The sequence below is a fragment of the Actinosynnema sp. NPDC002837 genome (assembly GCF_040295345.1).
Lineage (GTDB): Bacteria > Actinomycetota > Actinomycetes > Mycobacteriales > Pseudonocardiaceae > Actinosynnema.
This window is the reverse complement of the sequence record NZ_JBEOVG010000013.1, coordinates 75,525-94,829: the sequence shown is the minus strand read 5'-3', so window position 1 is coordinate 94,829 and position 19,305 is coordinate 75,525. Positions and strand designations below refer to the sequence as shown.

At 72.1% G+C, this 19,305-nt stretch carries 20 protein-coding genes; 5 read left to right on the top strand and 15 right to left on the bottom strand.

Features of this window, described 5'->3' with window-relative positions; genetic code table 11:
* Positions 1–2 precede the first annotated feature (2 nt).
* A complete protein-coding gene (gene thrC, locus ABTZ99_RS12560) occupies positions 3–1,265 on the top strand; it encodes a threonine synthase (protein WP_498778382.1) in 1,263 nt (420 codons plus the stop codon).
* Between the two features lie 168 nt (positions 1,266–1,433).
* Here thrC and ABTZ99_RS12555 read toward each other — a convergent pair whose 3' ends face one another.
* The 14 genes from ABTZ99_RS12555 to ABTZ99_RS12490 form a co-directional block, all read right to left on the bottom strand.
* Positions 1,434–1,691: a hypothetical protein gene (locus ABTZ99_RS12555; protein ID WP_499610954.1), complete on the bottom strand. Its 258-nt coding sequence runs from the start codon at positions 1,689–1,691 to the stop codon at positions 1,434–1,436.
* Between the two features lie 34 nt (positions 1,692–1,725).
* Positions 1,726–4,206, bottom strand: coding sequence for a DNA internalization-related competence protein ComEC/Rec2 (locus tag ABTZ99_RS12550; protein WP_499610952.1), 2,481 nt, complete (start codon positions 4,204–4,206; stop codon positions 1,726–1,728).
* 939 nt (positions 4,207–5,145) lie between these two features.
* Positions 5,146–5,871, bottom strand: coding sequence for a ComEA family DNA-binding protein (locus tag ABTZ99_RS12545; RefSeq protein ID WP_498778353.1), 726 nt, complete (start codon positions 5,869–5,871; stop codon positions 5,146–5,148).
* A gap of 86 nt (positions 5,872–5,957) precedes the next feature.
* Positions 5,958–6,800 (bottom strand): DegV family protein, encoded by an 843-nt coding sequence (locus tag ABTZ99_RS12540; protein WP_499610949.1) that lies wholly within the window; start codon positions 6,798–6,800, stop codon positions 5,958–5,960.
* Positions 6,801–6,811: 11 nt separating this feature from the next.
* On the bottom strand, positions 6,812–7,543 hold the full coding sequence (gene octT / locus ABTZ99_RS12535; protein ID WP_498778351.1) for a diglucosylglycerate octanoyltransferase: 732 nt from the start codon (positions 7,541–7,543) through the stop codon (positions 6,812–6,814).
* Positions 7,540–8,154 (bottom strand): histidine phosphatase family protein, encoded by a 615-nt coding sequence (locus ABTZ99_RS12530; protein WP_498778350.1) that lies wholly within the window; start codon positions 8,152–8,154, stop codon positions 7,540–7,542. Before ABTZ99_RS12530 ends, octT begins: the two co-directional genes overlap by 4 nt.
* Positions 8,151–8,537: a ribosome silencing factor gene (gene rsfS / locus ABTZ99_RS12525; protein ID WP_498778349.1), complete on the bottom strand. Its 387-nt coding sequence runs from the start codon at positions 8,535–8,537 to the stop codon at positions 8,151–8,153. Before rsfS ends, ABTZ99_RS12530 begins: the two co-directional genes overlap by 4 nt.
* A 69-nt stretch (positions 8,538–8,606) precedes the next feature.
* Positions 8,607–9,200: a nicotinate-nucleotide adenylyltransferase gene (nadD, locus tag ABTZ99_RS12520; protein ID WP_498778348.1), complete on the bottom strand. Its 594-nt coding sequence runs from the start codon at positions 9,198–9,200 to the stop codon at positions 8,607–8,609.
* A 196-nt stretch (positions 9,201–9,396) separates the two neighbouring features.
* Positions 9,397–9,618, bottom strand: a complete 222-nt coding sequence (locus ABTZ99_RS12515; RefSeq protein ID WP_498778347.1) for a ferredoxin — start codon at positions 9,616–9,618, stop codon at positions 9,397–9,399.
* 4 nt (positions 9,619–9,622) lie between these two features.
* Positions 9,623–10,807, bottom strand: coding sequence for a cytochrome P450 (locus ABTZ99_RS12510; RefSeq protein WP_498778346.1), 1,185 nt, complete (start codon positions 10,805–10,807; stop codon positions 9,623–9,625).
* Between the two features lie 119 nt (positions 10,808–10,926).
* Positions 10,927–11,148, bottom strand: coding sequence for a ferredoxin (locus tag ABTZ99_RS12505; RefSeq protein ID WP_499610943.1), 222 nt, complete (start codon positions 11,146–11,148; stop codon positions 10,927–10,929).
* Between the two features lie 5 nt (positions 11,149–11,153).
* Positions 11,154–12,341, bottom strand: a complete 1,188-nt coding sequence (locus ABTZ99_RS12500; RefSeq protein WP_498778344.1) for a cytochrome P450 — start codon at positions 12,339–12,341, stop codon at positions 11,154–11,156.
* 56 nt (positions 12,342–12,397) lie between these two features.
* The gene (locus tag ABTZ99_RS12495) at positions 12,398–12,958 is read right to left on the bottom strand and encodes a TetR/AcrR family transcriptional regulator (RefSeq protein WP_498778343.1); all 561 of its coding nucleotides are present in this window, start codon (positions 12,956–12,958) and stop codon (positions 12,398–12,400) included.
* Positions 12,955–14,220 carry a glutamate-5-semialdehyde dehydrogenase gene (locus ABTZ99_RS12490; protein ID WP_499610940.1) on the bottom strand — a complete coding sequence of 422 codons (1,266 nt, stop codon included), beginning with the start codon at positions 14,218–14,220 and terminating at the stop codon, positions 12,955–12,957. The genes ABTZ99_RS12495 and ABTZ99_RS12490 overlap by 4 nt, the downstream gene beginning before the upstream one ends.
* A 141-nt stretch (positions 14,221–14,361) precedes the next feature.
* Between ABTZ99_RS12490 and ABTZ99_RS12485 the strand changes: the two genes are divergently transcribed.
* The 4 genes from ABTZ99_RS12485 (at position 14,362) to ABTZ99_RS12470 (ending at position 18,780) form a co-directional block, all read left to right on the top strand.
* Positions 14,362–16,440 carry a RecQ family ATP-dependent DNA helicase gene (locus ABTZ99_RS12485; protein WP_499610937.1) on the top strand — a complete coding sequence of 693 codons (2,079 nt, stop codon included), beginning with the start codon at positions 14,362–14,364 and terminating at the stop codon, positions 16,438–16,440.
* A gap of 22 nt (positions 16,441–16,462) precedes the next feature.
* Positions 16,463–16,996 (top strand): GNAT family N-acetyltransferase, encoded by a 534-nt coding sequence (locus tag ABTZ99_RS12480; RefSeq protein ID WP_499610935.1) that lies wholly within the window; start codon positions 16,463–16,465, stop codon positions 16,994–16,996.
* A 242-nt stretch (positions 16,997–17,238) separates the two neighbouring features.
* A complete protein-coding gene (locus tag ABTZ99_RS12475; protein ID WP_499610933.1) occupies positions 17,239–17,466 on the top strand; it encodes a hypothetical protein in 228 nt (75 codons plus the stop codon).
* Positions 17,467–17,508: 42 nt separating this feature from the next.
* On the top strand, positions 17,509–18,780 hold the full coding sequence (locus tag ABTZ99_RS12470) for an MFS transporter (protein WP_499610931.1): 1,272 nt from the start codon (positions 17,509–17,511) through the stop codon (positions 18,778–18,780).
* Here ABTZ99_RS12470 and ABTZ99_RS12465 read toward each other — a convergent pair.
* Positions 18,777–19,241 carry a MarR family winged helix-turn-helix transcriptional regulator gene (locus tag ABTZ99_RS12465; protein ID WP_499610928.1) on the bottom strand — a complete coding sequence of 155 codons (465 nt, stop codon included), beginning with the start codon at positions 19,239–19,241 and terminating at the stop codon, positions 18,777–18,779. The two genes, ABTZ99_RS12470 and ABTZ99_RS12465, sit on opposite strands and share 4 nt — an antisense overlap.
* Positions 19,242–19,305 lie beyond the last annotated feature (64 nt).

Sequence of the window (19,305 nt, the reverse complement as noted above, 5' to 3'; positions counted from 1 at the left end):
CGATGACTGCTGTCAGTGTGCCCTCGGCCACCACCTCCTTCGACCTCGGTCCCGCCCGCGCGCTGTCGTGTCGCGAATGCGGCCACGAGACGCCGCTCGCCGCCGAATACGCCTGTCTGGAGTGTTTCGGGCCGCTGGAAGTGGCCTACGACTTCGGTCGGATCCGTCGCGAGGACATCGAGGCGGGCCCCCGGTCGATCTGGCGCTACCGCGGCCTGCTCCCCGTGCCGACCACCGTCGAGTCGCACCCCAACACCAACCCCGGCGGCACCCGCCTGATCGAGGCCGACCGCCTCGCCAAGGCCCTCGGCGTGCGCAAGGTGTGGGTGAAGGACGACACCGGCAACCCGACCCACTCGTTCAAGGACCGCGTGGTCGGCGTCGCCCTCGCCGCCGCCCGCGAACTGGGCTTCAAGGTCCTGGCCTGCCCGTCCACCGGCAACCTGGCCAACGCCGTCGCCGCCGCCGCGGCCCGCGCGGGCTGGGAGTCCGTGGTCCTGGTGCCCTCCACGCTGGAGCGGGCGAAGATCCTCATGACCGCCGTCTACGGCGGCAACCTGATCACCGTCGACGGCAACTACGACGACGTGAACCGGCTGGCGCAGGAACTGGCCGCCGAGCACGAGGACTGGGCGTTCGTCAACGTCAACGTCCGCCCCTACTACGCCGAGGGCTCCAAGACGCTCGGGTACGAGGTCGCCGAACAGCTCGGCTGGCGGCTGCCCGACCAGATCGTGGTGCCCATCGCGTCCGGCTCGCAGTTGACGAAGGTCGACAAGTCCTTCCGCGAACTGGGCGACCTCGACCTGGTCGAGCAGACCCCGTACCGCGTGTTCGGCGCGCAGGCCACCGGCTGCTCCCCCGTCTCGGCCGCCTTCAAGGCGGGCCACGACGTGGTCAGCCCGGTCCGCCCGGACACCATCGCCAGGTCGCTGGCGATCGGCGCCCCCGCCGACGGCCCCTACGTGCTGGACGCCGTCCGCCGCACCAACGGCGCGATCGAGGACGTCACCGACGAGGAGGTCGTCGAGGGCATCCGCCTCCTGGCCCGGACCGAAGGCATCTTCGCCGAGACGGCCGGCGGCGTCACCGTCGCCACCGCGAAGAAGCTCATCGAGACCGGCCAGCTGGACCCGGACGGCGAGACCGTGCTCCTGATCACCGGCGACGGCCTCAAGACCCTGGACGCCCTCGGCGACCGCGTCGGCCCCCGCGCCAACGTCCCGCCGTCGGCCGAGGCCGTCCTGAAGGCCCTTCAGGACTGACCCGCATCGCCCGTTCCCGCCTGGGGTCGGACCGCGGTTTCCGGTCCCAGGCGGTACGGCGACGGTCGGTCCGGGCGGTCGGTCCGGGGCGCGGTAGCTACGGCGGCGGTCGGCTCAGTGCCGGGCGGCTTCTCCGCTTCACCGACGCCTTCCCGTCCGCGGTCGTGGTCACAAGGCGATCCTGGAGGAGCGCAGCCACCCGGTCCGGGGGAAGGCGGTCAGCTCCGGCAGGACGTGCGGGCCGACCGGTTCGGTGACCACGCGCCAGGCGGTGAGCATCTGCGGCCAGGGCCGTGTCGCCTTCTCCTGGTTGTAGCGCTCGGCGTGCCACTCCTCCTGCGGTATGGCGAGGTCGGCGTCGAACAGGCCGTCGGCGATCAGCCGGTAGGCGGTGTCCGCCGAGGGGACCTGCGCCAAGCGGATCACGCCGGTGGCCGTTGCCCTGGCGACGATTCCGCGTTCACCGCTGGGCAGCTCCTCGCACACGTAATACGTGAACGCGGGCCGGAGCTCGTCGCTCGGCCAGGGTTGGGCGGTGTAGCCGGGCTGCCACAGCGCCCACGCCAGCGCCCGGTTGCCGCCTTGCGGCGACCAGCCGGAGTGCAGTCGGATCCAGACGTCGTTCCTCATCGTTCTCCCCTTGTCCGTTGTCGGGTTGGCCGCCGCTCCTGCGGGCGACCTGCGGCCCGTCCGGGCCGGCCAGGACGGCGGTGTCGCCGTCCCGGTCCGTGCGCAGCACCAGCGCGCCTCGGCTCGTCAACGCGTCGACCACCACCCCGCTGGGGTGGCCGTAGCGGTTGCCCGCGCCGACGCTCACCAACGCGATCCGCGGCCGGACCGCCGCGAGGAACGCCGGTGACGAGTACCGCGACCCGTGGTGCGGCACCTTGAGCACGTCGGCCCGCAGGTCCACGTGCCCACCGAGCAGGTCCGCCTGCCCGGCCAGCTCGATGTCTCCGGTCAGCAACACCCGCCCGGCCGCGGTGGAGGCCCGCAGCACCAGCGACGCGTCGTTGACCGCCGTGTTCGTGTCCGTCCCGCGCACGGGGTCCGCGCGCGGGCCGAGCACGTCGAGCTCCAGACCCGGCCAGCTCAGCCGCTGCCCGGCGCCCAGCTCGACCAGGCGGACCCCGGCCGTCCGCGCCCGTTCCCTCACCTCCTCCCACGCCCACTCCGGTTCCCGCGACGGCCCCACCGCCACCGCGCCCACAACCCGCTCAGCCAGCACCGCGGCCAACCCGCCGACGTGGTCGGCGTGCAGGTGGCTGAGCACCACCAGCGGTATGCGCCGCACCCCGAGCCGACGCAGGCACGACAGCACCGGCACCGGGTCCGGCCCCGCGTCGACCAGCACCGCCCGATCGCGCTCGGCGGTGGCGAGGACCACCGCGTCGCCCTGACCGACGTCACAGGCCACGACCGACCAGCCGGGCACCGGCCACCCCGGCGCGACCACGTTCAGCGGCACGACCACCACCACCGCGCCGACGACGGCCGCCACGACCAACGTCCGCACCCGGCGCAGCCTGGCGATCGCGTAGCCGAGCACCAGCACCCCGGCCAGCAGCAGCCCGCCGACCCAGCCGCCGGGCCACCCGACCGCCGCGCCGGGCACGGCCGCCGCGTGCCGGCCGACCGTGATCAGCCAGCTCACCGCCGGACCGGCCACCTCGACGACCAGCCGTGCCGTCGGCTCGTGCACCTGCGCCAGCACGGCGGCCAGCACCCCGAGCACGGTGGCCGGGGCCACGACCGGCGCGGCCAGGAGGTTCGCCACCACCGCGACCAGGCTCACCTGGCCGGAGAGCCCGGCGACCAGCGGCGCGGTGGCCAGGTTCGCCGCCACCGGCACCGCCAACGCCTCGGCGAAACCCACCGGGACGCCGCGCTCCTTCATCGCGGCGGCCCACCTCGGCGCGAGCAGCACCAGCGCCGCCGTCGCCACCACCGACAGCCCGAACCCCGGCTCGGTGGCCAACTCCGGGTCGTAGAGCACCAGGACCACCACCGAGGCCGCGAGCGCCGGCAACGCCGACCGCTCCCGACCCAGCACCAGCGCGAGCAACGCCACCGCGCCCATCACGGCGGCCCGCAACACGCTCGGCTCCGGCCCGGCCAGCACCACGAACCCGACCAGCGCCGCCATCGCACCCGCCGCGCAACCACGCGGACCTACCCGCAGCAGCCTCAGCAGCAACAGGACCGCGCCGCAGAGGATCGCCAAGTTCGCACCGCTGACCGCGAGGACGTGGGCGAGACCCGCCGTGCGGAACTCCTCGATCACCCTGGGTGGGAGGCCGGAGGTGTCGCCGACGACGAGCGCGGGCAGCAACCCGGCCGGTTCGGGGTCGAGCGCGGTGCTCGCGTTCCGCAGTCCGGCCCGCAGGTCCTCGGCGACCCGCTGCCACACCGGCGCTTCGGTCACGTCCTGCGGCGGCCCGCGAACCCGCAGCACCGCGACCGTCAGCTCCCCTTCGCGAGGAAGCGCGAGGGTGCCGCGCGCGGTGACCCGTTGGCCGGGCAGGAGGTCCCGCCACCGCGCCGCCGGGGCCAGCACGGCGATCCGGCCGCCGCCGTCGAGCGATCCGCGCACCAGCACCAGGTCGACCCCGCTCGCACGCGAGCCGAAACCACTGGTGCGCAAGCCGTGCGGCCGGTTGTCCAGTTCGAAGTGGACAGTGGTGGGCGTGCCCCGCTCCGCCGCGACCCGCAAGGGATGGTGGGCCGCCCCGTGAACCTGGGCACCGATCCAGCACGCCGCCACCGGACCCGCGACAGCCACCGCCACCGCTGCCGGTCGCCACCGGCGCAAGGCCAAGCCGCCGATCACGGCAGCGACCAGACCGACCACGAGCGCGGCCCACCACGCCCACAACAGGCCGGCCAAGGCCGTCGCCCACACCGCCAGCGCGGCAGGGACCAGATACGCACGAGGACTCACGACCTCACCCCCGAAGTAGGGCACGGAGAAGGAAGGGAAACTACGGAGAAAGACGGCAGTCAGGCCGGCACCCGCGCCACCCGCCACGCCAAGCGCAGCCCGATGAGCGCCCTAGCCCAGGCCGTTTGTGCGGTTAGGACCAGGTGCCACACAGGACCTGCGCCCGTGCCCGGGAACCCACGGCTGAGTTCAGAGAGGGCTGGCAGCGGCAGGTCCACCGCGAGTCCGCCCGCCTCCGGAGTGGCCCGACGAAGGGCGGTGCCACACCACCTGTGCCGCGCGGCCGAGTGCCAGCGCGACCGAGCGCACGCGGTGGTCATGGCCACGAGAGCGTTCGGAATGGCGGCGGCCCGACGGACAACCTGCCCTCACCCGTCCGGAGCGCGTGTGGGCGGAGCTGCACGCGCCCTCGAACCGAAGGCCCAGGGTTGGCAGAGGCCGGGACCAGGTGCGGATGAGCCGCCCTACGGGCCAGAGCCGAGCCGCAAGGGACCGCGGTGGCCGAGCTGAAGGTGGAGGTCAGCAGTGGCCTGAGGGCGGTGGTCTGCCGAGGACGCCACGGCCCAGGGTATGTGGGCTCATAGGTCCGTGCCTTGGTTAAGGGCAGGCCGCCGAGAGTCGAGGTAAGTGCGGCACGTCCTGGTCGGAGAAAGGAGTCGGCGGGTGGGTTGTGGTGCGGTGGGGGTCGGGTGAGCGGGTCACGAGGTCACCCACCGGAACCTGGACAAGGTGGTGAGGCGGGAACCGGTGGTGCGAAGGGTGCGGCGGACGCGGTTCAGGAGTTGGTGGGTGCGGTGGTGGTTGGAGTGGTTGCGGTGCGGCGGATTGGGCGGTGGGTGGTGGTTCGTTGTGTGGGGATTCACGGCGTTGGGACGCATGGCGGTCTCCGAGTGGTGTCGAGGTGACGGCGGGGGTGCGGGGGTGCGGGGTGTCAGGCGGTCAAAGGCGGACGAGGTCGCGGAGTTTGGCCAGCTTCGCGTCGCCGATGCCCTCGATCTCGCCCAGTTGGTCCAGGGACGTGAACGGGCCGCGTTTCTGCCTTCGGTCGACGATGCGCTGTGCGGTCACCGGGCCCACGCCGGGCAGGGTGTCCAGCTGGTCCTTGGTCGCGGTGTTCAGGTTCAGCGGCTCGGTGGTCGTGCCGGCCTGTTGCGGGACGGCGATGCCCACGGCGATCTGCTCGCCGTCGGCGACCTTGCGGGCGAGGTTCAGCGGGGTCAGGTCGGCGCCCGGGTTGGCGCCGCCCGCCGCTTGCAGCGCGTCGGCCACCCTGGCGCCGTTCGGCACGGTCACCAGGCCGGGGGTGGGCACCAGGCCGACCACGTTGACGACCAGTTGCTCCTCGGTGCGGGTGACGACGGCGGCCTCCGCCACCGGGAGGTCCGGTGGGCTCTCCGGCACGGGGCGCTCCCACCACAGGGCCAGGGCGACCACCAGCGCCACGCCGGCCATCACGCCCGCGAGCAGGATCCTGCGGCGGTGCGGGACGGCTGGTTCGGGCAGCCATCGGTGCAAGAGGCGGCGCAGAGGGGTGGGCGGGCCGGCGCGGCCGTCGGACGAGACGAAGACCAAGGTCTCGGCGTCCGACGCGCGGTGTCTGCCCCGCTCCTGGGAGATGAGGGCTTTCAGGCGGGCGGTCGTGGTTTCCGGGTTCTTGTCGAACATGGGCTCGACGTTAGGCCGGGTGGAGCAGGGGGTGGGGAGGGAGTTCTCGATCTGTGGATAACTGGCTGAATGATGGATAAGGAGAGCTAGGACACCCCTCCGGGCAGCACCACCACACCCAGCACACCGGGGCCCGTGTGCGCGCCGATCACGGCTCCGACCTCGGAAATCAGGCAGCCGGTCGAACCGGGCACGCGTTCGTCCAGCAACGTCGCCAGCTCCGCCGCGCGTTCCGGCGCGGCGAGGTGGTGGACAGCCAGGCCGACCGGCCCGGAACCCGCCGCCGACGCGGCCAGGTCGACCAGCCGGCCGATCGCCCGCCCCATCGTGCGCACCTTCTCCAGCGGCACGATCCGACCGTCGTCCACGTGCAACAACGGCTTCACCGCCAGCGCGGTGCCCACCAACGCGGCCGCGGCGCCGATCCGCCCACCTCGCCGCAGGTGGTCGAGCGTTTCCACGCAGAAGAACATCCTGACCCGGGCCGCAGCGGCCACCGCGGCTGCCTCCGCGCACTCCGCATCACCACCCGCGGCGCACGCGGCCAGCGCGGCGAACCCCAACCCCATGCCCGTGGCCCGCGAGTCGACCACCCTGATCCGGCTCGGGTCGACCTCCTCTGCGGCCAACCGCGCGGCCTCCCACGTGCCCGAAAGGTCACGGGACAGGTGCACGGAGACGATCTCCTCCGCGCCCTCCGCCAACGCGGACCGGTACACCTCGGCCAGCTCGCCCGGCGTCGGCCGGGACGTGGTCACCCGGCGGTGCTCGCCCAACGCGGCGGCCAGCTCGGCCGGCCCGAAGTCCACCCCGTCCAGCCTGCTGCGACCGTCCACGGCCACGTGCAGCGGCACGACCCGGACGCCGTGCCGCTCGGCGAACCCCTCGGGCAGGTACGCCGTGGAGTCGGTGACGATCGTGGTGGACACGAGTGCCGAGACTACGGCTCCGCCGCACCCGAGTGGCCGACCGCCACGGACCTGATCAGTTCCGCCATGGCCCGCCCGACCAGCTCGTGCCCCTCCCAGCCCCAGTGCATGCCGTCCGGGTTGCCGAGCCGTGACCGAAGGTGCTCGCCCACCAGCGGCGGCACGTCCAGCAGCGGCACGCCCGCGCCACCCGCCCACTCACGCAGCGCGCGCTCCCCCGCCGCACGCCCGCTGTGCACACCGGCGTACGCAGCCGAACAGTGCACCGAGGGCGTCATCCCGACCACCCTGATACCGGGCTGCAGCGCACGCACCGCGCACACCGAGTCGTTCAGGTACCGCACGGTCAAGCGAGGCGGCAGCGCCACCGGGTACCCGCAGAACGCCCGCGACAGCACCGGCTGCAACGTCCGGTACCCCGCCCGCGCCCGCCGCCGCAGCCCGTCCGGCCGCAGGTAGCGCAGGCCCTGCCGCAGGTAGGTCGGCAACGGCGACGGCAGCGTGTCCATGTGCCCCACTGCCAGCACCAACACGTCCGTGCGGGGCAGGAGCGACCACACCCGCGGGTCACCCGTCAACGACCACCAGGCGTCACGCGCCGTCCAGCCGAACCCCGCCGCCAGCTCCGCGTGCCCGCCCAACGCCGACGCCGCGACGTTCGGCCACAACCGGGGGTGATCGGCGGGCAACGGCCCCTGCGGACCGTGGAACGAGAGCGAATCGCCGAGGACGAGCAGTCTCACCGGGTGATTCCGGCGTTGTACGACGACAGCCGCCACCTGCCGTCGCCGTGCGGCCGGCGGGTGAACACGGTCCAGTGGCAGTTGCCGATACCGCCCAGCAGCGCCCAGCGGTCGACCGGCAGCTCCAGCAACCTCCCGGTCAACGCGCTGATCAGGCCGCCGTGCGCGCACAGCATGACCGTGCCGGAGAACTCCGCGTCCACGTCGGCCACCACGGCGAGCGCGCGCTCGGCGACCTCCACGCGCGTCTCGCCGTCCGGCGGCGACAGGGTGCCGTCGGCACGCCACAGGTCCAGCGCGCCCGGCCACTCCACCTCGATCTCGGTCGAGGTCAGCCCCTGCCACTTGCCCAGGTGCGTCTCGCGCAACCGTTCGTCGACGCGCAGGTCGACGCCGGTCGCGTCGGTGAACACCGTGGCGGTGTCCCGGGCGCGGCGCAGGTCGGACGCGACCACCAGCTCGGGCTCGAACCCGGCGAGCACCGGCACCGCGAACCGCGCCTGGTTCCACCCGGTCTCGGTCAGCGACGAGTCCAGGTGGCCCTGCATGCGGCCGGTCGCGTTGTAGTCGGTCTCACCGTGCCGCCACAGCACGAGCCGGTTCAGGGTCATGCCTCGGCGACCTCGTCGGCCGGCGGCCCGGCGTCGAACTCGATGCGCGGGCAGTCCTTCCACAGCCGCTCCAGGCCGTAGAAGGTGCGCTCCTCCGCGTGCTGGACGTGCACGACCACGTCCACGAAGTCCAGCAGGACCCAACGACCTTCGCGCGCGCCCTCACGGCGGACCGGCTTGCGGCCGGCCTCGCGCAACTTCTCCTCGACGCCGTCCACGATCGCGCCGACCTGCCGCTCGTTCGCGGCGGAGGCGATCACGAAGCAGTCCGTGATCACCAGTTGGTCGGACACGTCGAGCACGATCACGTCGTGCGCTTTCTTGTCGGCCGCCGCGTTAGCGGCGACCAGCGCCAACCGTCGTGCCTCGTCGGTGGCTGCCACGTCACTCCTCATCACACCGGCGGACGCCGTTACGCCCGCACGAGTCAATGAGGGTACCGGCGTCCCGGCTCAGTCCGGCATCGAGTAAAGCCGACGCTTGCTTATGTATTGGACGACACCATCCGGCACGAGGTACCAGACGGGCAGCCCGGAGGCGGTCCGGGCCCGGACGGCGGTCGACGAGATGGCCATCGCGGGCACCTCCACCAGCGACACCGCGCCCGGCGGCAGGTGCGTGTCGACCAGCTCATACCCCGGTCGGGTGACGCCGATGAAGTGGGCGAGGTCGAACACGTCGTCCGCACGCCGCCACGACAGGATCTGCTCCAACGCGTCCGCGCCGGTGATGAAGAACAGGTCCGAGTCCGGGTGCCTGGCCTTGAGGTCGGTGAGGGTGTCGACGGTGTACGTCGGCCCGGGCCGGTCGATGTCCACCCGGCTGACCGAGAACCGCGGGTTGGACGCGGTGGCGATGACCGTCATCAGGTACCGGTCCTCGGCGGCGCTGACCTCGCGCTCGCTCTTCTGCCAGGGCTGGCCCGTCGGCACGAAGACGACTTCGTCGAGGTCGAAGCGGGCCTGGACCTCGCTGGCCGCGACCAGGTGGCCGTGGTGCACCGGGTCGAAGGTGCCACCCATGACGCCGATCCGCCGGTTCGACATGGGAGGTGAGCCTAGTTCGGGTGGTGCGCGGGCGGCCGGTCGCTCCCCGAAAGGCCGCCCGCGCACTCGTCCCCCGGTCGCGGCCCTGGGGGAGTGGGCCGCATCCGCGGATCGCGCGGCCCACCCCGAATCAGGGCCGCACGACAGAGGAACGCGCACGTCAGGCGGCTATGACGCGATTGGCGGAACTTTTTTCCTAGACCTGGGGCGCGAGCACCGTGCCGTCGGACGAACGCACCAGGATGGCCTCCATCGGGCACGACTCCGCCGCGTCCACGACCGCGTCGTCCGGCTCGACCTCGGGCTTCACCGGCGTGGCGGTGCCGCCGTCCAACCGGAAGTGGTCCGGCGCGATCGACGTGCACATGCCCGTCCCCATGCACGTGGCCCGGTCGACTTCGATCGTCCACTCGCTCATCGGTCTACCACCTCACCAGTAGTCGTTCGGGGCCTCGCACCAGTCTGCCCTTCTTGAACACCACGTCGTCGGCCAACTCCAGGTGCGGGAACCTATTGAGCAAGGTCGAAATGCAGACCTGCAACTCCATCCTTGCCAAGGGCGCGCCGATGCAGTGGTGCACGCCGTGACCGAACGCGAAGTGCGGGTTGTGCTCGCGGTGGAAGTCCAGCTCATGGGGGTTGCGGAACACCGCGGGGTCGCGGTTGGCCACGAGCCCGTCCACGAACACCGCCTCGCCGGCGCGGACCGTCACGCCCGACAGCTCCACGTCGGCGGTGGCGATCCGGGGGAAGCCGGGCGCGCCGGACAGCTTCGTGATCCGCAGCAGCTCCTCCACGGCGGCCGGCACCAGCGACGGGTCGGCGCGCAGCTCCGCCAGCCGCTCCGGGTGGGTGAGCAGCTGGTAGACGAAGTTGCCGATCTCGCTGCCGGTCGTCTCGTGACCTGCGATGAGCAGCGTGACGCCGAACGAGACCAGCTCCTCCTCGGTGAGCCGGTCGTCGTTGTCGTGCGCGTGCACCAGCACGGTGAGCATGTCGTCGGCCGGGTTCTCGCGCTTGTCCTCGACCAGCTCGCGGATGTAGGCGCGCAGCGACGCCGCCGCGGCCTCGATCTCGGGCACGGTGAACGCGGTGATCGCCACCGCCGCGTCCGACCACTCGCGGAACTTGGCCCGGTCCAGCGCCGGCACGCCCAGCATCTCGCTGATGAGCGTGATGGCCACCGGCATGGCCAGGGCGTCGACCAGGTCGGCGGGCGGTCCCTGCGCCTCCATGTCGTCCAGCAGGCCGTCCACGATCTGCTGAGCGCGCTCACGCAGCTGACCGGTGCGACGGGCGGTGAACGCCTTGGCCAGGATCCGGCGCAGCCTCGTGTGCTCCGGCGGGTCCATGCTCAGGATGGTGGTGATGCCCGGCACCTCGGGCATGGTCCGCGGCGGGTCGTAGTCGGCGTCCATCACCGGCGCGCGGCTGAACCTCGGGTCGGCCAGCACGACCTTGGCATCGGCGTAGCGGGTGACCAGCCAGGCTTCACGGCCGTACGGCAGGCGCACGCGGGCCACCGGCTCGTCCCGCTGCAGTTCCAGGTAGGTCTCGTTGACGACGAGGTCGTCGGGTTCGGGGAACGGGTAGGGCCGGGCCGCCATCGCAAACCCCCACTGCCAGTGATCACTTGCACCCGACAGTAGGTACCTCGCCCGGCACGCGGGACGTGCTCCGCAACGCCGCTACGGCTTTCACCGGCGGCGCTGCGGAGCACCGTCCGCTAGGGCTGGGGCGCGAGGACCGCGCCGTCCGCCGAACGCACCAGGATCGCCTCCATCGGGCACGACTCGGCGGCGTCCACGACCGCGTCGTCCGGCTCGACCTCGGACTTCACCGGCGTGGCCGTGCCGCCGTCCAGCCGGAAGTGGTCCGGCGCGATCGACGTGCACATACCCGTCCCCATGCACGCACTCCGGTCGACCTCGACCGTCCACTGGGTCACCGGTGTCACCAGGCCACGGGCAGGGCCTGCGGGCCGCGGATGAGCCGGCCCTTCTTGAACGTCACGTCACCGTCCAGCCGGAGCAGCGGGAACCGCTTGAGCAGGGTGCCGATGGCGACCTGCAGCTCCATCCGGGCCAGGGGCGCGCCGATGCAGTGGTGCGCGCCGTGGCCGAACATGATGTGCGGGTTGTGCTCGCGGTGGAAGTCCAGCTCGTGCGGGTTGGAGAACACCGACGGGTCGCGGTTGGCCGTGACGTTGTTGACGAACACCGCCTCGCCCGGCTTGATCGTCACGCCGGACAGCTCGACCTCGGCGGTCGCGATCCGGGGGAAGCCCGCGGAGCCGCCGAGCGCGGTGAACCGCAGCAGCTCCTCGATCGCGGCGGGCACCAGCGACGGGTCGGCCCTCAGCTCGCCGAGCCGCTCCGGCCGGCGCAGCAGCAGGAAGACGAAGTTGCCGATCTGGTTCGCGGTGGTCTCGTGCCCCGCCACCAGCAACGTCACCCCGAACGAGATCAGCTCCTCCTCGCTGAGCCGGTCCTCGTTGTCGCGTGCGGCGATCAGCACGGAGAGCATGTCGTCGGCGGGCTCGGCGCGCTTGCGCTCGATCAGCCCGGAGATGTAGCTCCGCAGCGCCTGGGTGGCCGCCATGATCTCTTCATGGGTGAACGCGGTGATCGCCACCGCACCCTCCGACCAGGCGCGGAACTGGCTCCGGTCCTCGAACGGCACGCCGAGCATCTCGCAGATGATCGTGATGGGCAGCGGCATGGCCAGCGACTCGACCAGGTTCGCGGGCGGACCCTGCGCCTCCATGTCGTCCAGCAGGCCGTCCACGATCTCCTGGGCGCGCTCGCGCAACTGCTCGGTGCGCCGCGCCGTGAACGCCTTCGCGACCAGCTTGCGCAGCCGGGTGTGGTCCGGCGGGTCCATGCTCAGGATGTTCGTGTCGGTCGGCATCGTCGGCAGGGTGCGGGGGACGTCGGCGCCCGGCTCCATCACCGCCGCTCGGCTGAACCTCGGGTCCGCCAGCACGGTCTTGACGTCCTCGTAGCGGGTCGCGAGCCAGCCCTCGCCGCCGTAGGGCAGCCGCACCCTGGCCACCGGCTCGTCCCGTTGCAGCTCGAAGTAGGTCGGATTGATCTCGAGGTGGTCGAGTTCGGCGAACGGATAGGCCCTGGTCTCCATCATCTACCCCCATGTAAGCACTCGCTTACATCCGACAGTAGGGAGGCCGTCACGGACCGTCAACCGGGTTCGGTGTGTTCCAGCAGGACGGACGCGGCTCGCGTCACCAGGGCCGTGACCGTGGCGGCGTCGGCGTCCGCGAGGGGCTGTTTGCCGAACACGCTGCGCAGCACGCCGATGCCCACCACCCACGCCAGGACGAGGTCCGCGCGCAGCTCCGCGTCCTCCGCGTCCGTAAGGGACGACAGAGCGCGCGCGTACTCCTCCCCCAACTGCCGCCGCACGACCTCCGCCGCCGAGTCGTGGTGCGAGGACCGCAGCACCGCGTACAACGGGTGGTCCTCGCGCCTCGGCTTCTCCTCCATCATCCGCAGCAGCACGTTGCGCAACAGGTGCTCGACGGGCGAGTCCTCCAGCAGCGCACGGCTCTGCGTGGCCAGCACGGTCGCGAACAAGGCGTCCTTGCTGCCGTAGTAGCGGAACAGCAGGGCCTGGTTCACGCCCGCGAGGCTCGCGATGTCACGCACCGTGGTGCGGTCGAACCCGCGCTCGCCGAACAGCTTCGTGGCGGCGTCCAGCAACGCCGCCTTGGTCGCGGCGGCGTCCCGGGGCCTGCTCACGACCTCGGCCGGACGTGCCCCTCGCCCCAGACCACCCACTTGGAGGAGGTCAGCTCGGCCAACCCCATCGGGCCGCGGGCGTGCAGCTTCTGGGTGGAGATGCCGATCTCCGCGCCCATGCCGAACTCGCCGCCGTCGGTGAACGCGGTGGACGCGTTGACCATGACCGCCGCCGCGTCGACCCTGGTGGTGAACCGGCGGGCCGCGGCGAGGTCGCTGGTCACGATCGCCTCGGTGTGGCCGGAACCGTGCGCGGCGATGTGCTCGATGGCCTCGTCGATCGAGCCGACCACGCGGGCGGCGATGTCCAGCGACAGGTACTCGGTGTCCCAGTCCTCGTCGGTGGCGGGCTGGACGCGGGGGTCGGCGGCGAACCGCTCGTCGCCGTGGATGGTGACGTTCTCGGCCTTGAGGGCGTCGGTGATGCGGGGCACGAACTCGTCCGCGATCGCGGCGTGCACCAGCAGCGACTCGGCCGCGTTGCACACGCTCGTGCGCCGGGTCTTGGAGTTGAGCACGATGCGCTGCGCCATGTCGAGGTCGGCGCTCGCGTCCACGTACACGTGCACGTTGCCGACGCCGGTCTCGATGGCCGGCACGGTGGCCTGCTGCACGACGGCGTTGATCAGGCCCGCGCCACCGCGCGGGATGACCAGGTCGACCAGGCCGCGCGCGGTGATCAGGTGGGTGACCGAGGCGCGGTCGTGGCACGGCAGCAGCTGCACGGCGTCCGCGGGCAGGCCCGCGGTCTCCAGCGCGTCGCGCAGGATCGCGACCAGCGCGGTGTTCGAGTGCTCGGCGGTGGACGAGCCGCGCAGCAGGGCCGCGTTGCCGGACTTCAGCGCCAGGCCGGCCGCGTCCACGGTGACGTTCGGGCGGGCTTCGTAGACCATGCCGACCACGCCCATCGGGACGCGGACCTGCTTGAGCTCGAGGCCGTTCGGCAGGATCGAGCCGCGCAGCACCTCGCCGATCGGGTCCGGGAGGCCGGCCACCGTCTCCAGGCCCTGGGCCACGCCGTCGATGCGGGCCTCGGTGAGCGTGAGGCGGTCGAGCAGGCCCTGGTTCAGCCCCGCGGCCCTGCCCGCTTCGAGGTCCTTGGCGTTGGCCTCCAGCACCTCGGTGGCGCGGGTGCGCAGCGCGGTGGCCATCTCGTGCAGTGCGGCGTCCTTGCTCTCACGGGTGGCGAGGACGAGCTCGTTGGCGGCGACACGGGCGCGCCGGGCCGCGGCGTGCACCTGTTCGCGCAGGTCATCAGTCACGCCGTCCAGCCTACGGTCACCCGGTCGTGGCTGTCTTCGAGGTTCCCGAGGATCGGACGGCCGTCCACGATCGAGTGAAGCTGCGGCCGGGACCGTCGCACAGGTGTCCGTCTTGTCGGGGCCGTCTGCCACTGTGTCGGCATGGACGACAGCGCGTTGCGGGAACTGGCCGAGGAGCGGCTGAGGGCTTTGGCGGGCCCTCAGGCCGTGCTGCGTGACGACCAGTGGACGGCCATCCACGCGCTGGTGTCCGAACGGCGGCGGGCGCTGGTGGTGCAGCGCACGGGGTGGGGCAAGTCCGCCGTGTACTTCATCGCCACGGCGTTGCTGCGGTCCCTGGGCGAGGGGCCGACGGTGATCGTGTCACCGTTGCTGGCGTTGATGCGCAACCAGGTCGACGCGGCCGCGCGGGCGGGCGTGCACGCGGCGACGATCAACTCGGCCAACACCGACGAGTGGCAGGACGTGCAGGACCGGGTGGCGTCCGGTGACGTGGACGTGCTGCTGGTGTCGCCGGAGCGGCTGAACAACCCGGACTTCCGGGACACGGTGCTGCCGTCGCTGACCGCGTCGGCGGGGCTGCTGGTGGTGGACGAGGCGCACTGCATCTCCGACTGGGGTCACGACTTCCGGCCGGACTACCGGCGGCTGCGGACGTTGCTGACCGAACTGCCGGCGGGCGTGCCCGTGCTCGCCACCACGGCCACGGCCAACGACCGGGTGGTGCGGGACGTGGCCGACCAGCTCGGGCTGGGCGCGGGCACGGACACGCTGGTGCTGCGCGGGCCGCTGGACCGGGAGAGCCTGCGGCTGTCCGCCGTCCGGCTGCCCACCGCCGAGGCGAGGCTGGGGTGGCTGGCCGAGCGGCTGGCGCAGCTGCCCGGCTCGGGGATCATCTACACGCTCACGGTGGCGGCGGCGGACGACGTGGCGGCGTTCCTGCGCGAACGCGGCTACGAGGTGACGTCGTACTCGGGCCGCACCGACCCGGCCGAGCGCCAGCGGGCCGAGGAGGACCTGCTGGCGAACCGCGTCAAGGCGCTGGTGGCGACGTCCGCGCTGGGCATGGGGTTCGACAAGCCGGACCTGGGGTTCGTGGTGCACCTCGGCGCGCCGCCCTCCCCCATCGCCTACTACCAGCAGATCGGCCGCGCGGGACGTGGGGTGGAGCGGGCCGAGGTGCTGCTGCTGCCCGGTCCGGAGGACAAGGACATCTGGGCGTACTTCGCGTCGCTGGCGTTCCCGCCGGAGCACGTGGTGCGGCAGGTGCTCGACGTGCTGCCGGCGGAGCGGGCGATGTCGACGGCGGCGCTGGAGCCGATGGTCGAGCTGTCGCGCACCCGGCTGGAAGTGGTGCTGAAGGTGCTCGACGTGGACGGCGCCGTGCGGCGGGTGCGCGGCGGGTGGGTGTCGACGGGGCAGCCGTGGTCCTACGACGCCGAGCGGTACGAGCGGATCGAGGCGGCGCGGCGGGTGGAGCGGCAGGCGGTGCTGGACTACCTGGCCACCGACGGCTGCCGCATGGAGTTCCTGTTGCGGCAGTTGGACGACCCGCACGCGGCGCCGTGCGGTCGGTGCGACAACTGCACGGGGCAGCGGCCGTCGGAGGAGGTGTCGGACGTGGCGGCGTCGGCGGCGCGGGAACGGCTGCTGCGGCCCGGCGTCGAGGTGGAGCCGCGCAAGATGTGGCCGACCGGGATGGCGGCGGCCGGGGTGTCGTTGTCCGGGAAGATCCCGGCGGGCGAGCTCGCGGCGACGGGGCGGGCGTTGGGGCGGTTGACCGACATCGGCTGGGGCAACCGGTTGCGGTCGTTGTTCGCCGAGGCCGACCAGGAGATCCCCGAGGACGTGTTCGCCGCGTGCGTGAAGGTGTTGTCCGCGTGGAAGTGGGCGGAACGGCCGGTGGGCGTCGTGACGGTCGGGTCGCGGAGCAGGCCCGCGCTCGTGGGCAGCTTCGGGCAGCGGATCTCGACGGTGGGGCGGCTGCCGCTGCTCGGGCAGGTGTGGCTGGGCGAGGCGGCGCGCCGGGCCAACAGCGCGCAGCGGCTGGCGGGGCTGGTGCGCGAGACCGACGTGCCGGAGCTGTCCGGTGTGGACGGTCCGGTGCTGCTGGTCGACGACCAGGTCGACACGGGGTGGACCATGACGGTCGCCGCCCGGCTGCTGCGGCGGGCGGGTGCGTCGGCGGTGCTGCCGTTCGCGTTGGCGGTGACGGCGTGACGGAGGAGGTGGGGACGACGGGGTGAGACTCACGACGGAACGGTTGGTGCTGCGGCCTTTCACGGCGGCCGACGCGCCCGCGTTCGCCGCGTACCGGTCCGATCCGGACGTGGCCAGGTACCAGGGTTGGGAGACGCCGTTCTCCTTGGCGCAGGCCGAGGAGTTCGTGCGGGAGGTCGCCGCGGCCGACCCGACCGCACCGGGCTGGTACCAGTTCGCGGTCGAGGCGGACGGGGTGCTCGTCGGCGATGTCGGCGTGGGTCTGCACGAGAACCGGATGCAGGCCGACATCGGGTACACGCTGGCGCCCGCGCACCAGGGGCGCGGGTACGCGTCGGAGGCCGTGCGACGGGTGTTGGCCTACTTGTTCGAGGTACGAGGGCTGCACCGGGTGGCCGCCGAGTGCGACGCCCGCAACGTGAGGTCGGCGCGGTTGCTGGCCAGGCTCGGTTTCCGCCAGGAGGGACACCGGGTGCAGAGCACGTGGGCGAAGGGAGAGTGGACGGACGACCTGCTGTTCGGCCTCTTGGCCACCGAATGGCGGGCGGCACGGTGACGCGGACCAGCGGTGTCGGGTCGGCGCAGGTCCTGGTGTCGGCGAAATCTTCGGGGTTCGACCCGCGATCCTCGGGGGCGGGCTCGTAACCCTCGGGGGTGGATCGGCAACCCATGGGGGTGTGCCGGCGATCCTCGGAGGTGGACTGGCGATCCTCGGGGGTGGTGGGCCTGACCCCCGATCAAAAGTTCGCGGTGTCGAGGGCTGGCGCATCGGGGGGTGGTTCGCGGCACATTGTGCCCATGCTGGAAATGCTCATCGTCGGAACGGCGCCGGTGACGATCCCGATCGTGGCCATCACCGCCTGGCTACTGATCGCCTTGCGCGGCACCACACCCGCGCAGCGCCCCAAGATCATTCGGGCGCTGGCCCACTTCGTCATGGCGTTGGTCTCGGCCTTCCGCACCGCGCGGGGCGGTGCAGTGGGACCGAGAGGCGGGCCGCGGCGAGGTGGGGACGGAATTCGGTGAAGGATCTACCGACTTCAGCGGCTTTGTGGTTGTGTCCAACCCATGGCTGCCCTGGAGACCGAGCCCCAGCACCGCCTGCCCGTCCGCAAGCTCGTCGCGGCGAGTATCGGGAACGCCATCGAATGGTACGACTGGACCATCTACGCGACCTTCTCGATCTACTTCGCCACCCAGGTCTTCCCCAAGGACAACCCGCAGCTCGCGCTGGTCAACACGCTCGCGGCGTACGCGCTCGCGTTCTTCTTCCGCCCCCTGGGCGGGTACCTGCTCGGGCGGTTCGCCGACCTGCGCGGACGGCGGACGGCGATGTTGCTGACCATCGTCCTGATGGCCGGCGGCTCGGTCGCCATCGGTCTGCTGCCGACCTACGCGCAAGTGGGGTGGCTGGCGCCGATCCTCCTGCTGCTGGCCCGCATCGCGCAGGGCCTGTCGCTGGGCGGTGAGGTCTCCAACGCCTCCGCGTACCTGGCGGAGATCGCGCCGCCGCACCGGCGGGGGCGGTACTCGGCGTTCTTCTACATCTCCACCGGCGCCGCGGTGCTGACCGCGTCACTGCTCGGGTACGGGTTGGCCCGCACGCTCGACAAGGCCGAGTTGGCGTCGTACGGCTGGCGCATCCCGTTCCTGGTCGGCGGCGTGCTCGGCCTGGTCGGCCTGTGGATGCGGCGCAGCCTGGAGGAGACCGAGCAGTTCGAGCACAACAAGGCCAAGGCCCAGCAGCTCAAGCGCCCGCTGCTGACGACCCTGCGCGAGCACCCCAAGGCGGTCGGGCGGCTCGTCGGCTTCACCATGCTGTCGACGCTGTGCTACTACACGTTCTTCAGCGCGCTGACGCCGTTCGCGGTGACCAAGCGGGGCGCGGACGACGGGGACGTGTTCCTCGCCCTGTCCATCGCGACGGTCCTGTTCATCGCCCTGCAGTACCCGATGGGCGCGCTGTCGGACCGGGTCGGCCGCAAACCGCAGCTGCTGGTCTGGTCGGCCGCGACGGCGGTGCTGGTGGTGCCGCTGTCCACGCTGATCGGGCCGGGTGTCGGCAACCTGCTGCTCGTCTTCTGCGTCGGCCTCGGCCTCTACACGGCCATGACGTCGATCGCGCCCGCCGTGATGAGCGAGTTGTTCCCGACCGAGCTGCGCGCCCTCGGCATCGGCTCCTGGTACAACCTGACCGTGGCGCTGTTCGGCGGCACCGCACCGCTGGTGATCCAGTGGTTGCCGGGCAGCACGTTCTTCGTCTACGTCGCGGCCGGGGCCGCCATCGCGTTCGTCGTGATCCTCACGATGCCCGAGACGAAGGGCAGCGAACTGCGCTAGTCCTCGGCGGTCAGACGGGCCAGCGGCTCGCCGGACAGGTCGCGCAGGGCGGCCAGCACCGTCGCGCGGCGGGCCGGGGTGAGCTCGGCCAGGAAGGCGTCCTCCATGCGTCGGACCGCGGCACGGGCGCCGCGCAACCGCTTGCGCCCCTCCGCGGTCGGCTCGATGATCCGCGCCCGCCGGTCGTCCGGATCGGGCCGCCGGGACACCAGCCCTTCGGCCTCCATCCCGTCGATGATCGCGACCATCTTCGTCTTGTCCACGTCGACCGCCCTGGCCAGCGCCAACTGGGTCGGCGCGGCGCCCTGGGACAGCTCGGTGAGCACGACGTAGGCCCACATGCCCAGCCCGTGCCGCTCCAGCAGCGGCAATTCCGCGGCGACGAGCGCCTTGGCCAGCCGGTGCAGCAGCGCGGCGAGGTCCTGCCGCTCCTCCTCGACCATGCCGGTGATGGTAGTCACCACAAATCGTCTCAGTTTCCAACTATCTTGAGTTGAGACGATCTGTCGGGCGGAACACCGTGGA

Bases quoted from the DNA above. Each gene is read 5' to 3' on its own strand.
- thrC (WP_498778382.1), top strand. From the start codon at position 3: ATGACTGCTGTCAGTGTGCCCTCGGCCACCACCTCCTTCGACCTCGGT.
- ABTZ99_RS12545 (WP_498778353.1), bottom strand. From the start codon at position 5,871: ATGTTCGACAAGAACCCGGAAACCACGACCGCCCGCCTGAAAGCCCTC.
- ABTZ99_RS12530 (WP_498778350.1), bottom strand. From the start codon at position 8,154: ATGACCCTGAACCGGCTCGTGCTGTGGCGGCACGGTGAGACCGACTAC.
- nadD (WP_498778348.1), bottom strand. From the start codon at position 9,200: ATGTCGAACCGGCGGATCGGCGTCATGGGTGGCACCTTCGACCCGGTG.
- ABTZ99_RS12515 (WP_498778347.1), bottom strand. From the start codon at position 9,618: ATGAGCGAGTGGACGATCGAAGTCGACCGGGCCACGTGCATGGGGACG.
- ABTZ99_RS12510 (WP_498778346.1), bottom strand. From the start codon at position 10,807: ATGGCGGCCCGGCCCTACCCGTTCCCCGAACCCGACGACCTCGTCGTC.
- ABTZ99_RS12500 (WP_498778344.1), bottom strand. From the start codon at position 12,341: ATGATGGAGACCAGGGCCTATCCGTTCGCCGAACTCGACCACCTCGAG.
- ABTZ99_RS12485 (WP_499610937.1), top strand. From the start codon at position 14,362: ATGGACGACAGCGCGTTGCGGGAACTGGCCGAGGAGCGGCTGAGGGCT.
- ABTZ99_RS12475 (WP_499610933.1), top strand. From the start codon at position 17,239: ATGCTGGAAATGCTCATCGTCGGAACGGCGCCGGTGACGATCCCGATC.
- ABTZ99_RS12470 (WP_499610931.1), top strand. From the start codon at position 17,509: ATGGCTGCCCTGGAGACCGAGCCCCAGCACCGCCTGCCCGTCCGCAAG.